Origin of the sequence: Mesorhizobium sp. M1322 (genome assembly GCF_040318085.1) — a bacterium.
GTDB lineage: Bacteria > Pseudomonadota > Alphaproteobacteria > Rhizobiales > Rhizobiaceae > Mesorhizobium.
Map to the genome: position 1 here is coordinate 84,520 of NZ_JAMYLP010000002.1, position 14,474 is coordinate 98,993.

The 14,474-nt window shown below is 58.7% G+C and carries 8 protein-coding genes; 1 reads left to right on the top strand and 7 read right to left on the bottom strand.

What is annotated here, in order from left to right:
* Positions 1-173 precede the first annotated feature (173 nt).
* Positions 174-2,606, bottom strand: coding sequence for a right-handed parallel beta-helix repeat-containing protein (locus tag NKH12_RS01235; RefSeq protein ID WP_352951509.1), 2,433 nt, complete (start codon positions 2,604-2,606; stop codon positions 174-176).
* Between the two features lie 56 nt (positions 2,607-2,662).
* On the opposite strand from NKH12_RS01235, the gene NKH12_RS01240 reads away from it, so the two are divergent.
* Positions 2,663-3,004 (top strand): hypothetical protein, encoded by a 342-nt coding sequence (locus NKH12_RS01240; RefSeq protein ID WP_352951510.1) that lies wholly within the window; start codon positions 2,663-2,665, stop codon positions 3,002-3,004.
* Here NKH12_RS01240 and NKH12_RS01245 read toward each other — a convergent pair.
* The 6 genes from NKH12_RS01245 to NKH12_RS01270 are packed head-to-tail and all read right to left on the bottom strand — an operon-like array spanning position 2,982 to position 14,474.
* Positions 2,982-7,187, bottom strand: a complete 4,206-nt coding sequence (locus tag NKH12_RS01245) for an AAA family ATPase (protein ID WP_352951511.1) — start codon at positions 7,185-7,187, stop codon at positions 2,982-2,984. The two genes, NKH12_RS01240 and NKH12_RS01245, sit on opposite strands and share 23 nt — an antisense overlap.
* Complete coding sequence (locus NKH12_RS01250) at positions 7,187-10,279, bottom strand: transglycosylase SLT domain-containing protein (RefSeq protein WP_352951512.1); 3,093 nt, start codon at positions 10,277-10,279, stop codon at positions 7,187-7,189. The genes NKH12_RS01245 and NKH12_RS01250 overlap by 1 nt, the downstream gene beginning before the upstream one ends.
* Complete coding sequence (locus NKH12_RS01255) at positions 10,279-10,776, bottom strand: hypothetical protein (protein WP_352951513.1); 498 nt, start codon at positions 10,774-10,776, stop codon at positions 10,279-10,281. The genes NKH12_RS01250 and NKH12_RS01255 overlap by 1 nt, the downstream gene beginning before the upstream one ends.
* Positions 10,758-11,120 (bottom strand): hypothetical protein, encoded by a 363-nt coding sequence (locus NKH12_RS01260; RefSeq protein WP_352951514.1) that lies wholly within the window; start codon positions 11,118-11,120, stop codon positions 10,758-10,760. Before NKH12_RS01260 ends, NKH12_RS01255 begins: the two co-directional genes overlap by 19 nt.
* Complete coding sequence (locus NKH12_RS01265) at positions 11,121-13,847, bottom strand: phage tail protein (protein ID WP_352951515.1); 2,727 nt, start codon at positions 13,845-13,847, stop codon at positions 11,121-11,123.
* The gene (locus NKH12_RS01270) at positions 13,848-14,474 is read right to left on the bottom strand and encodes a phage connector family protein (RefSeq protein ID WP_352951516.1); all 627 of its coding nucleotides are present in this window, start codon (positions 14,472-14,474) and stop codon (positions 13,848-13,850) included.

The window sequence follows — 14,474 nt, forward strand, 5'->3', positions numbered from 1 at the left end:
ACCGCGCAAGCTCGACCAAGCAGTGGTCAGGCTCGACAGCCCAAGACATAAGCCGACAGAAGAGGCATCTGGGTCGCCACGCCGCTATGCGGGCGCAAAGCGTTTGGCCTCTCGCGCCGCCCGTGGCTCGGTTCAGGATGCGCGAAAGAGTGCCAAAGATGGTCCCCCGCATCCTAAGCCGCAATGGCCGCTTCGGCCTTCCACGTTCCAGGATTCCCGGCCGTCGTGCAGATCGCGCCGGGAGCCGCCGCCGCAGCAGGCGCCGGGAACGCAGCCCTGTCGCCAGCCGCCCACGTCCCAACGGCAGGAGCCGCCGTCAGTTCAAGCACGACAAGCCTGTCGTCGTCCTTACGGCAGATGTAGCCACATTTGGTACCTGCCACCGTGTAAGTCGCGCTTGCAGCAGTCTTGTTCGTCACGTTGATGAAGCGATTGCCGACCAAAGGAACAACGACAGTGTTGTTCGAAGAAGACAGCCCGAAGCCCCCGGTGCAATCTTCGATGAGGTTGTTCTCATACAGGAGGTCGAAGAACCGGGTGGACACCGTGAAGTAGGCCCCGGAAGATATGGCCACATGGAAGTTCTTTACGTGGTTGTCTCTGATGCGAACAACCAACGGGCTGTTGGTCCAGATGCCGGCGTTGGTATTGACGGCGTTGGTGTTGTCGAAGCCCGCGATAGAGTTCCGCTCCACGATCGTGACAAGGGTCGTGCCGCCCGTTTGTATCCTGATGCCGCGCACGTCATTGCCGCTGGTCCGCTTGATCTTGTTGTCGTGGATGTGGTGACCACCCGTCCCAGCCGCACCGCTGGAGATAGCCTCGATGTCAGTTGATACGGAGCCTATGATCTGGTTTTGAGCGACGTCGACGAGAGCAGTTTGCGCAGTCAACGCGATGCCACGGCCGAGAGAGTTCGTGATGAGATTGCCGTGGACCTTGGTCCATACGCCAAGCGGCGAAGCGGTATTGATCGTAATAGCACCAGTCGCGGAGGTCGTGTTCTGGAAATCTTCAATGATATTTCCGGTGACGAGGTCTTTACCACTGCCGTTGACGAAGATACCGCCAGAGATCGAATTCGAATTATCAAGGCCGTTATTACTGCAATGGTTCCCGATTATCAGAACCCCACCTTCGCTAACACCCTGCTTGTAGATACCAGTCCAACGAGTGTTCTTGCAGATATTATTAGAAATGATTGAGTGGGGACCACCGACAGAACTGCTGTTATACCCTACGACGATGCCGTGTCTACGACGGACCGTGCTCGTCACTCCAGTATAATCGACGGTCGCTTCAGCCCATGTGCCACCCTCGATACATGTCGCAGGATCGAGCGTCACACAATGATTGTTGGTGATAATCAAGTGGGCTTCGTAACCTAGTGCATCGAGGAACATACCCTGAGAGTTATTTGAGAAACAACTATTTCCTGAAATCAACCCTCTGCCTGCTGCTACGGTCGAGTAGACAACGATGTCGCCGGAGCTGGCGATTGCGCCCCATGGGTTGGCAAAGAACACGTTGTTGAGTATCTTGTAGTCGAGACAGCCTCGCAGTTGCACGCCGCAGCTTTCGAACTTCTCGCCGAAGCAGTTTTGGACCAGAACGCCTTTTTTACCAGATGCGTAGATGCCGTTGTTCTTGGTGAAATCCGCCCCGGTCAGCAGATTATCGCCGATCAGGTGCAGCCCTTCAAAGGAGCAGTGATCCCCGGCGATGAAGATGTTCTTTTCGCGGACGGTTTGCCGGATGCGGGAGTGCCAGCCGGCACCACGGATTTTGACGTGCGCCGGAACAGTGACTTCATTGTTCACGTCGATGTATTCGCCAGTTGCCAGCGGCGGCACCCATAGCTCTGTCACATAGCTCATTGCCAGAGTGAGCGCCGCCGAGTTCTGCGCCGCTGTCCTGGCGGGACCAGCGCCAAAAAGACGGATGTCGAAACCCCGCTGGAGCGACGGCTTATAGTCCTGCGTTCCCCCTCCCGACAGTGTGACTGTAAACCCGCCCGAACCAGTTCCCTTAACGAAGGCCACACCGCTGCCGTCATCGACAGCAAGCGCACCGGCAGTCCTGATATAGTTGGGCGCGGCGATCGGGGACCACGCTGCGGCTGTGGCCTTGGTGTCAAATGTGTTCTCGGAAAGGATGAAGGTAGAAGCCAAGCCTTCAGCGACATCCGCTGCCTCTTCAGCCCGTTGAGCAGCCGCAGAGAGCGCTGCAGCATTGACCGATCCCGCAGACAGATCGAACGCAATGGAAGAACTGCCTACAGTAATCGGGCTCTCGGTGGTTACCTCGAACTCGGCAGGCCCGGAATCGCCTTCCGTGACATAGACCCGCGTCCCCCTCGTCAAATCGCGGTTGCTGTCCATGTCGCGGGCGCGTTGCCAGGCGCCGCTAGCTGCGATGTAAATCCCGTTTTGCGATGGCGTGTCTTGGTCGCGGACCAGCACGCGGTCGTTTGCTGCGGTAACCACACCGTCGATCGCCTGTAAACCACTCAGAACGATGTTTGCTGTGGTCGCTAGGCGGCACGGAGCCTTTAGTGCTAAGGTTTCGCCATAGCCAGTGATCTGGTCGACAGAAGTCGTTGCCATTTTTAAAACTCCACGGGGAAGGACCTCGCTTGAGGCGAGGCAAGGGAAGAGGCAAGATGCCTATCGTTCAATATCCGGAAGACCAGAATCCGTTTGCCAAGCCGGCGCTCGGCACGTATGGCGGCATCGACTACACCGAGAACACTGAGTACGTTGCCAGCCAGCAGCAGTTCGCCAAACAGAAAGCTTTTGACGACAAGCTGGTGCTCATCATTGCGGGCGCCGCACTGCTTGTTGTTGTCTTGTTTGGCCGCTGGTTTCTGCGGCTCATGCGAGAATTGTTCCTCAATTCGGCCGCAAAGAGTGTGCGGGCAAAGCGGACGATGTCTGGCAAGGTGGAGAGTTTGAAGCGCGAAATAGTCAGCCGCGCCGATGCTAATCGGAAACCGCTTCCTTGAGCTGCGGCTTTAGGCCGGCATCATCGAGGCCGAAGCCACCTTCGATTGCCCACCGGAAGTAAGGCAGCGTCAAAAACGGGGCCATCTTGAAAGCACGATTGATGTCGGCTTCATTCAGGTCGATATCACCGTGAGTTGCCCGCGCCCCGATGCCGAGCAATTGCGCCGCATCGGTCCCGAGTTGGAATGAGGGGCCAAGCAAGGCGCCGAAAGCATCGCGGTTCGCATAGCGTGACGCTGGCGCGCGCTGCATCCTGTCGGGAAATGCCGCCGCGGCCCCAACATAGATTCCCGAACCGCCTAGCTTCTCCCAAGTGTTGCTCACCTCAAACGCAAGCGAGAAGATGCCAGACTTATCCATCCCTTCGGCAATCCAGTAGCCAGGATTGTCGTTCCAGTCCCGGTTGGACTCGCTCATCTTCGCGTAGGCGGCGACCATCCCCAAGGTGGTCATGCCCACCATACCAAAGATGAACGAGCCGGGACCTTCCTGCAGGCCGCGCATCAGCACCCTTTGGTTGGATGCAAGACCGAAGGTTTTGAACTGCATCAGCGCCCGGCCAGTCGGGGTGTGGGCGAACAACGGGACATCGGCCACGGACTTGGTGACGATGATCGAATCCACGTCTTTGTTCACCGCAGCAGCGAAGGCTCGACGCGCGCCCTCGTCGTTCCAGTTGGCAATCCCCGGAATGTGGACGTTGCCGTCGACGTCGCCAAATTCGGCAAACTGCTTTGAAATCCGTTCGGCCATATGAGCATCAATGCCGAGGAAGCCCATGTATTTCAGTTCGGCCTTACCGAGCCTTTCATAATCCACCGCGGCATTTTTCAGCAGGCGGTTTTGGACCAGCACCGAGGCAATGGACTTGTGTATGTCATTCCAGAACGGCAGCAGCGTCATCTTTGAAAAGATGTTTGCGGCATTGTCCAAGAAACGTTCAAATGGCGAGTTGCTGGCGTATGGGTCAGCCAGTTCGGCCATGGTTGCAAGGCGTCCCTGCAAAGACCGTTCCGTCACGGCGCCCAGCAGCTTCGCGTCTTCGACCGACAGCTTGATAGCCTTCAGGTTGGTGACGAGCGGCGCAATGCCCTCGCCCATGTAGCGGCGCAGGCCATGAACCATCGGCGGTCGGGCAGCATCGGCGAGCGACGAGGCAAGCACCCCGCCCAGCGAGCGTATATAGTTGAATAAGCCGGCCGCGCGCAGCACCCGAGCATAATTCGTGTGTTGCGTGTCGACCTTGTATTGACCGCGCAGCAAATCGCGCACACTGCCAATGTCTTCAATGTCGCTCTTTTCGCTTTTACCCAGATCCAGCAGCGCCTTTTCGCGCGCCTTCGGCTCTAAGTCGCCGGCATTGACCGCTTCGCGAAGCGTCAGGTAATCCGCCCTCACCCGGTCTAGCTGGCTTTGCAGTGTCGGTTTGCCAGCGCCACCGAGGCGCTTATCCAGATTCGTCAGCTCGACATCAGCCGCCATGACACGGGCATAGCGGCGACCAATCAGTTCAATGTCGTGCTCTAGGAACTCCTCAACGAGATGGTCTGGAATGTTGAACGTGCGTTCCTTCAAGGGACCGCGTGCCGCCACTGTCATATCATAGGACGGCATGCCCTGATTTGTGCGGCCGGTAAGCTGAGAGAAAATGTCGTCAACGATGCCTTTGACGTAATCCGCCCGATCCTCCGGCGAGATGAAATCAGGGATTTCCTGTTTCACCTTTGGCATCATCGGTTCAAGCTTGTCGGCTTTTACCTTGAGCCCGTCGATGTTGGCGCGCAGCCGCTCCAGGTCGATCGACTTGGCGTTGAGTTCCGCCAGGATTTCATCATTGGCGCCGCCTTCGGCATCGAGACGCTTGAGCGCTTCAACACGCTTGCTGAGAGTCCTTTCCGACAGTTTCGCCTTGAACAGGTCGCGTCGCGTTGTGCCGTAGTCGACCACCAACGAGACGCGCGGCGATGAATTGGCGATATCCTTCACCGCATCGAGTTCGGCTTCCAGTTTGTCTAACTCTTCGCCTACCGTCTTTGCTTCGGCCGCAGTGATTTTGCTCTCATTGACGATGGCATCCGTTGCCCGGTCGAAGTCCTCAATCTCCTGCTCAAAGCGTGAGATGCGCGTGTCGATACCCGCAGTGTTCGCCTCAGCGCCCCTCACGCGGTCGATGAAGTCGCGAACTTCCTTAACTGTCGAATTCGGATCTAGTCCAATACGGTCCAGCCACTCACTGGCTACTTTGTCCAGATTGTCTAGAGCAGCCGCAACGGCATCTTCTTCGGCCGTGCGCAGCGGATTGCCGCCCAACTCGGAACGGATCGATTCCAGTACCGCAGCCGGGTCGACGTAGCCTTTTCCGCTCTCGGGCAGATTGGCGAAGATTTCGTCTTCCGACTTGACGAAGTTGTCGACGTCACCAATCCCGCCGCTCTTCACGAACATGCCAGGATGCGACTTTGGCGTCACGTCCATGGCCCGCAATTCGCTATCGAGTTTCGAGCCTACGCGGACGCCGCCCTTGCTCTTGATTAGGGCCAGGACCGGCTGCCGTTCGGCGAAGGATTGCTTCTTGCCAGCCGACCGTGCGGCAGCCCGTGATTGCTTTACCGTGTCGACCATGACAGCATTTTCGTCGGTGCCGCGTAGCACCTTCACCAGATCGGCCGGCGCGCGCTCTTTCAGCACGTCTTGCCTGGTCTGTTGCAGATGTCCAAGCGCCTCCTGACGGCGTTGGCGAATGCCCTGTCGGTCAGCCAGGCGCCCTTCGATGGAGTCGAGACGTTCAGAGACCTTGCCGAATGCCTCACGCTTCTTTTCAGCGTCCACAATACGATTGCCCACGCGGATTTCGTCGGCCTTGAATTCCAACTGCGAAAGCTGATCATCAATCCACGGCTTGACGATTTGCTTGAAACGCGCCTCGCCGGCATTGAGGCGCGGAGCGTTCCACAGGCGTGTCAGGTAGGATGTTGCAGTCTTCACATTGACATCGGCAGGCAGAAGTCCGGCAGCAATAGCCTCATCTTTCAGCGGGTCGAAGAGCGTCTTGCGCCAGGACTGCGCCGCCGCAGACACAGCGTCGTTTTCGCCGAGGTCACCGCGGCGCATTGCCTTGCTGACAGCCGTTCGAAATTCTTCCGGGTTCATATTGAAGCCAGGCTCCTTGCGAGCCTTGGCATAAGTGCCGCGCATGTCTTCCAAGGCCTTGGTCAGCGCGCCACGGTCCCAATATTTGACAGCGCTTTCGACAGCGAGATTGCCTTCGCCACGCACATTCTTCTCAAGGTAAAAGCCAGTTTCGGCCGTGCTAGCCATAATCTCCCGGTGCACAGCCGAAGGGCTATGAGCTGCACGCAGAAGTGGATTGAATCCAGATTGCAGAGCGCCAACCGTCTTAGCACCTGAGGCTATCCCGTAGTCACCAAGGACCGGACGATCCACCGCCGCCGCGCCAATGCCTTCGGCGTGAGCCGCAACCTGCTCTGGCGTCGGAACATGGTCCTGCAAAGCGCGTTCGATCGAGGCGAAGGCAGTCTTGCGTTCCGCATGAGAGAAGAGAGCGCCCGCCCCGGCGCCGAGAAGCCCCCCGAGGATTGTGCCGGCCCCGACTGCCAAGGCGCTCTCAGCAAGCGGTCGCGTCTGTTGCGTTGCCTGGAGCGCCACTTCGGAAACGCCAGCGCCGAGAGCGCCGGCTGCGCCAGTGGTGAGCGCCGCCTTGGCTATGGTAGCGCCGATCGACGCTTCGCGCACGAGAGCACCGCCAGGGATTAGGCTGGGAAGGTCGAAGATGCTAACCAGGCCAGATGTCGCCACGCCTGTCCAGCCGGACGCTTCGGAGACGCGCCGGTCTTCGGTTTCCATGTCGATCTGTGCCTTCATCGCTTCGAAGGCTGGACGGTTGAAGACGTTTGAGAATCGATCCCAATTCTTTTCGTATGGCGTCCCCTTGATTTGGTTCCACATGACATCGCCAGTAAAGCCATCTTCGCGGGTGGACAGGTCGACGCCAGCCAGTTTGTTGTTCATCGCCGAGCCCATGGTGCTGTCATGTCGCCAACTGGCGGCGAGCGTCGCAGCGATATCTGGCGCAACTTCCGCCTCTTGCGCTGGCGGCTTGTAACTGACAGCGCCGAACGTGCCGAGGGCCGGACGGTCTTCAGGGTATTGCAGGATTGGCATCAGAGAGCGTTCCACATTGTGGCCTCCGGACCGTCATAGGGCGGGTCCAACGGGTCGGGAGCAGGAGCCGGTTCGCGCTGTTGCCGCAGTTGATCGGCATTGGCCTTGCCCAGGTCTTTGGTCTGGATCGCTTGATTGGCCTTCATCCAGTCCGGCAAGTTCGGGTCATCCAAGATTGTTTCAGCATCGGCAGCGGCGTCACGCTCGATTTCGTTTGCCGCGTCGTTGACTTTGTGGCGGGTCAGGAAGCGTTTCCTTGCGTCTTCCGCGCCCTTGGCCACGCCAACCTTGATCTCCGTTGGATCCAGCCCCCAAGGCCCCGCGAACACTTCATCAAACCTCTTTTGGCCGTCTTCCGTGTACTGGTAGAAAAGCCGGTAACGAGGCGGCCGTTTCATCTCGATATCGGAGCGCGTCGTGGCGGTCGGAATGATGGCGATGTTATCGACCTTGCGCCCATCGTTGAGACCGGCGACGTAGCTTTCCGCCGTCTTCATGGCGTCGTCGCGAAGATAATCATATTTGCCGTCGATCGCGGGATAATGCAGCTCAGGAGGCAGCCGCATCAGGTTAGGCGAGCCCGAGATATTTGAGACGTTCCAGCGGGTCTTTAGTTCGGCCAAAGCCTGTGCCTTCGCCGCGCCAGTGTCGCCGCCCGTATCGTAGAATTTTTCCTCAGCGATTTCCTTGTACTCAGCAAGGAGTGCACTGGTTTGAACGGGCATAATCCCGGCGCCCGGCTCCGCCGAGAAGATGCTGGGATCGAAGGAATCCGTAACGTCGGCCACGGTTAGGGTCTTAGTGAACTTGTCCAGTCCAGGCTTCAGAACTTCGCGGTTCACCCTTTGCGCGGGGTCATCCATGGCAAGGATGCGTTGTGCTGCCTCTTCGCCCGACATGCCGCGGTCGTTCACGAAGTGGCGGAAGGCCGACAACTTGTCGCCAATATCGGCCGCGCCCTCGACCGCACCGAACGAAACAGGCGCGATGCCTTGCAGCGCATCCGCTTGCGACATGGCAGCGGCGAAGACCGACGCGTTCTTAGAAGCCGCACCCTGCCGCACTTGCGCCTGTAGCGTGTCGGGAATGTAGCCAGTAGCCTGGACGAAACCCTGCGTGACAACCGCCTGCTGGTCTTCAGGCGTAACCTTCATCATGGAGTCGTAGGCCTTGTTGGCGGTCGACTTCTGGTCGCCGTCAAAGCTATTAACCGAGGCCTCCGGACTCCCAGCCAAGATAGCCGACACCAGGGCGCCAACACCCCCGTCTTCCTTCTGCTTTGAGCGGAAGGCCTTTAACTGTTTGGTGATATCGCCATCGTCCAGCATCGGGTCACTAAGGATCTGGTCTTCGCTGACAATCTTGCCGGTTTCGATGCCGAGGCTAACGGAATCGTCGTAGGCCTTGTACATCGCCTGCTGTTGAATGCGGGTTGCGGTCGCCTCAGTCTCGATGTCCCTTTGCGTCGACTTGGCGAGCGCATCGCGAGACACATAGTCCATATCGGCGAAGCGAGGATCGACCTTGAAGCCAGCGCCGCCGCGCTGCCCGAGCGGTTCACCCTTACCAGCCATATGTGAAGCGATGGCATCGCGCGCCCATGTCGGAACACTGTCCGAGTGATGCGAGGCGCCCCAGGCGCGGCGGGAACCGATATCGAGATGCAGGGAATTGGCATAGACGCCGATGCCGGTAAAGCCGAGCGACGAAGCGGTCTGGATAAGCCGAACGCGCTCCTCGTTCGAAAGCTTGCTGACATCGAGGTCAAGCGCGTTGCCGTGCATGTGCTGGGATTTGCGAGCGCCGCCAGCCTTGGCATTGCGCTCCGGATCACGGAAGCCAGATACGATCGGCACCGAGGCGCCAAAGGCGTTCTGCACTTGCTTGAAGCGCGAAATGACCACGCTGTTGACGCCGTGAACGTCAGGATTCCCGACGCGGCCCGCTGCATCGCCGATGATTACCGGCTGTTCTTTGCCTCCGCTTTTCTGCCCGCCTACAACGGCACCGCCCTTCGTCCGAGCCATCACCTTCTTGTAATAGTCAGCCGACTCTTGCGGGATAACGGCATCATTGCGACCGCTGGCAATCCATTTGTCGGCCCGCGCAGCGCCGCCATTGTAGGCGATAAGCGCGGCTTCAGTGTCGCCGTCATAACGGGCCAGCAGCTTGTTGAAGTAGTATGTGCCGTACTGCTCAGAGACGGCTGGGTCCTTCAGGTATTCGGCTTGCGCGTCAGGCGTCGCAGGGAAGTTCGGGTCTTGTAATTCCCCTGCAATCTCGACAGCCGTGTCCGGCATGACTTGCATAAGGCCGATAGCGCCCTTGGGCGAGACGGCGCCGGCATCGCCTTCGCTTTCGACGCCTTGGATTGCCTGGATGATATCGTCCTGCCCCGGCGCTTCACCGAGCGCCCGCAGCCGATCGGCCGGCTTCATGCCGTTCAAGGCGGCAAGCTGTGCCTTGGCCTTCCAGCCGCGGCGAAGCGCATCCTTTTCGATCGGGTTTACGTCTTCGTCAGGAATGGAATCGATGTAGTTGTTGCCCTCGAAGACAGCATCATCGAACTTCGACGGGTCGCTATAAAGCCGGCTTTCAATGGCCGTCAGACCTTCATCGACACTGGTTTTATAATAGGACTTGCGCTGCTTTCGTTCGAAGTCGCCAGCGCCGCCCTCACCGTTGATAAGCGATTCTTCGGTGCTGAAGAGCTTCGCGTCATAGACCGGCTTTAGCTCATCCGGCACAGTCGTCATGAACTGCTTCGCCGCTTCCTTGTAGGCACCCTGGTATTGCTCCTTGAAGCCAAAAGCACCCGGTTCAGCCTTGTCGCCGGCAGCAGTAAGATCCTGCGCCTGCGCCGACTTGAACTGCTGAAACCGGCTTTCAGTCGCGAACAATTCTGTCTTGTCGACAGACTCCTTGGCCTTGGTCTCCTTGATCTTCAGACCGGCTGACAACGACTGCGCACCAGCGCCAAGCTGTGCAATGCCGCGCCCTATTGCGGATGTGTCATAGGAAGCGATTGGACGGCCGGAGCGCCCGCTGACAGGGTTGCTAAGGTCTTCAGCGCCAGGCAGTTTCAGGGCCATTAGTAGTAAATCCCCGAGCTAGGAGCGGAGTATGCAGGTTGCTTCCAGTCCTTGGCGAATGACCCGACGCCATCCATTAGCGTGCCGGCCGCGCCGAAGTACGAACCGGTTTGGGCGGCTTTACCTTCCATGCGAGCGGCTGCTGCCTGTGCCCGCCTGCCCTTCGCTCGCTCTTCGCCGCCATAAAGGATCATGCCTTTGTTGACTTCGCCTTGCGTGATGACGTCGCCAGCCAGGGATTGGACTGTTTCATCAAGCGCACCGAGACCGGATGCGCCGGCCACAGCCTGTTGACGCGAAAGAACGAACTTCTTTTCCTTCGTCGCGCGTTCCGCCTCACGTTGAGCCGCTGCCCGCTCTTCCTTGCCCTGCTGTTCAAGCTGTGCCGCCTGGAAATCCCCTGCGCTCTTTGACGCCGCGCCGGCCGCAAGCGTGCCAGCGGCAGAAGCAGCGGTTCCTGCAAGGGCCAGGATGGTGGTTAGTCCGAAGTCTGCCATGCCCACATATCCCCATCGTCGTCAGGCTTGAAACCAAGCCGCGAGAGCCATTTTGCCGATGTCTTTTCGTCTTTGTCGCGCATCGCGATAATTCGCTTATGTCGCGCCTTGGCGTCATTCAGGAGCGCTAGAGCCGTCCTGTGGATGGCATGGCGGTAAGGCCTTGCCTCATCCTTCAGCGAACAGAACGCAATCACGTTGCCGCCTGAGAACCATAGGCCCGCAACCGCGGCAAGTTTGCCGTCAACCAGTCCTGCAAACCCGCGAACAGTCGGGCCGTTGCCCTGTTCACCGTACCATTGCGTTAAGTGCTCCCGCGTGAGCGGAACGATCTCGTGAGACACCTAAACCTTGTCGTTCGTTTCTACGGTGACGACCGCAGCATTAAGCGCGCACGGCTTAGGCGCGGTAGCTCGGATGCAGAGACGGCTATCGGGCTTCCATTCGCCGCCGAATGCCGTTGCCGGCTCTTCGTAGTCGGTGAAGATTTCATCCGCAGTCACAGGCCGCCCCTGGTAGAGACGAGGCAGCTTGTCCATGTTGGTGAAATCGCGGCCGACTTCGATGCCGTCATTGTGCACCAGGCCCATGACGAGGCCGACATAGTTGACCCGCTTGACTTGGCTAAGAGCCGTGCCCGCAGAAGCGGCATAGGCCAGCTTGGTCGACTTATAGAGCGCGGTATATGGCAGGCCCACCAATACATCAGCAGCCGTCACAGCCGCACTCAGAGTGATCGAGCCACCGGCCACCGTGTAGGCGCCGAGGTACTTCCCAGCGCCCCAGGCGACCACGCTCAGGCCCTCCAGATGTGAAAGGCCTGTAACGCTCGTTCCGGTGACGGATGGAACCACGATGAAGCTATCAGCCTGTTTGTTCATCGTACCGCCCAAGCACTCCGACTCCATCGCCATCTTTTCGAGATAGCGAACGGTCGACGCGCTCACGGTGCGCCGGACGCGGTAGAACACCTGATCTTCGTCTTCGCCAGGAAGGACAGACACGCCCTCGACAAAGCCGCTTCCGCCCATCGCAAAGCGCGACCAGCAAGTCACGTCTTCTGTCGGCTCATAAGTGAGCACAACGACCGAGCCGTCATCGAGCCAGAAGTGCGCCCGGGTATCCGGCTGGCGCTGTGTGGCCATTCCGACCACCTTGGCCGATCCCGTCAGGTCCGGACAAAGAAGAGTCAGATCGCGAGGCGCATATTCATAGGTGTTCGGGTCAAAGATCAATTCGAAAAGCCGCTTGCCTGAGCGCTGGGCAAAGATGCCGCGACTATCAATCTTTGCCGCCGCCACGCCCTGTCGAGAGCCTTGCGTTGATGGCGCCCCGGCTTGCGCGTTTTGTGGCGTCAGTGGTTCATCGAACGACGTCGACTTGATTGAAAACTCAGCACCGGGCGTGCCAATGATAGGCCGGCTGAGAGAGAGCATGAAATTTATCGTGTCGACCGGACCAGAGCCGAGCGTCCGGTTGATAGGCCCGGCATCGCCTTCATAGTCAGGATCGAAATTCTCGTAATCATCTGTTACGGAAAAGATGAATCGCGCCTTGCCCGACCATCCAAGCCGGCCCTTGTCGAAGGCAACAGCGCTCGGCCAGCCCTGTTTGTCGGACCAGATTCCCTCCTGCCAGTTTTCAGTATAGGCGGTCGTTCCGAAGCGATCGAGGACTTCAACGCTTACTTCTGTAGCCGAGGTGAAGCCGGTAACACGACACACGCCATAGGAGCCGCCACCGTCGTACGTAATGGCCATCGTGGCCGTACCTGAAGTGTAGGCACCATCCGCAAAACCAACCTTATACCAGATGATCGCGTTGTCATCGCTGTCGCGATTTTCTTGATTGGCAGCAGGGGCTGTGATGTCGATCGCGGCGCTCGATTTCTCTTTCCGAAAGGTTTTATACCCCTGGTCTGGGCCGTCGAACGACCGCTGCCAATTCATCGTCCCTACCCAGACCCCGCTTGCCGTCCAGAACCAATTGCGGTCATTGTAATCAGCGACGGAAGCTATCCCTGTTACCCGGAATGGATCAGTGTAAGCACCGCTCGCACCCAAATTGAACGTCTGGTCTACGCCCTCGTTGAATAGCCGAAAGATGGCACCGACATGCGTCGATTTGAAAAACGGCTTGTCGGCCGTCAGCGTCGTATTGCCGTTGGTCGACGCGACCTTGAGTTTTACCTTGGCCGACCGGGCCGCAAAGAATGGGCCGGTGTCTGGCTGATAGAGGGCAATGGACCAGCTCCTGCCCGTCCCGCGCCGTTCGATCCGGCGCTGCTGATACCCATCGCAGGCCAAGAACAGCACGTCGGCTGATTGGTCCCACCGTACAAGCGGCAGATCCGCCGCGACGTAGGGGATGTCCAGTTCCATCGTTCCGGACGATGCGACCTGGCAGGATGCAACAATCTTGTTGATGTCCAGATCCGATTGGAACTGCACCCAGAAATCGCCGCTTGGCGTGAAGGCGAGACTATGGGCGCCGGTGCGCAGCGTGGTTTCCGGGATATACTCGTCACCGCCTGATGTCGAACCGCAGCGGAAGGTCACCGGACCGCGCGTCACGCTGATGCCGAGCGCGTGTTCCTTGTTCACGTCACCGCCGGCAACCGTGATCTGCCGCCGGCAAAGAGCCAGACCGCCGACATTGACGGCGTTGAGGATCAGACCCGTTCCACCAAAGGTGAGCGTGCCGCCACTGGTCGACCCATCCGTCCAGCTTGCCGAGGTGGCAAAGGCGCTGTTCGAAATCGTGGTGGCAACGGCAACACGCGAGATCAGCACGTCATTGACGCGAACCCGCATCTTGCCGTCTGCGAACTCGATATGCGCCGTGTCGTCGGTGGCGGCAACGAAGGGAATGTCGATCGCGAAGGCATTGTTGCGGCTCGAGCCGAGATAGCCGAAGCCGGGCCGCAGGAACATTGAGCCCGCCGTCTTAGGCAGCCAGTTTTCCATCACCTCCGCCGACAGTCGAATGCGGTCGACATCAACGCGAGTGAGCGCAGAACTTGAGACTAGCCCCCGATTGAAGGCCAGCAGCGGAGCATTGGTTTTTGCCATTCAGCGGAGCCCCAGCGGTCTGCTACGCGAAGACGAACCGCGGCTTTGCACAAGCCGGCCCGAGGGCGGAAAGCGCATCACAGCCTCGTTCATGGCGTCCGTGTTGGACGCATGCGACTTGGCCTTCAGTTTTTGCTTTTCGAGCCTGTCTTTTCGCTCAGCCGAGCCAGTAACCTCTTCGCACACAGCGAATGCCAAACTCGTTTCGACGTAATCGACAAAGCTCTGCGGCCACAGGCCAAGATCCATCCCATAGTCTTCGTCGTTCGAGACGTAGCGAAGATAGATGATGGATTGATCGGCAAAGATTTGGCTAGTTCGGTCGTCGTAGTCCAGCAGCGGAATCTTGCCATAGGCATCTGTCGTCACGCCGGCAGTGCGCAACCAGTCGTCCGGCTTGTCGAAGATGTACTGGTAGCCGAAGTTGCTTCCTACTGAAGGGCTTGTCTCCAGTTCTACAAACCTCATCGCGAAGTTCCAGAAGGCAGCCTCCAGGCAAGCCTTCACGGTCTTAGCGTATTCGGCATCGAGCGCGCGACGTGCCTTCCCCTCATCAGTCAGTGCAGAAAGCCGCGGCTGACCAAGCTTGATCAATGCGCCATTGTAGAGGGAAAGCTGGTCGGTCAT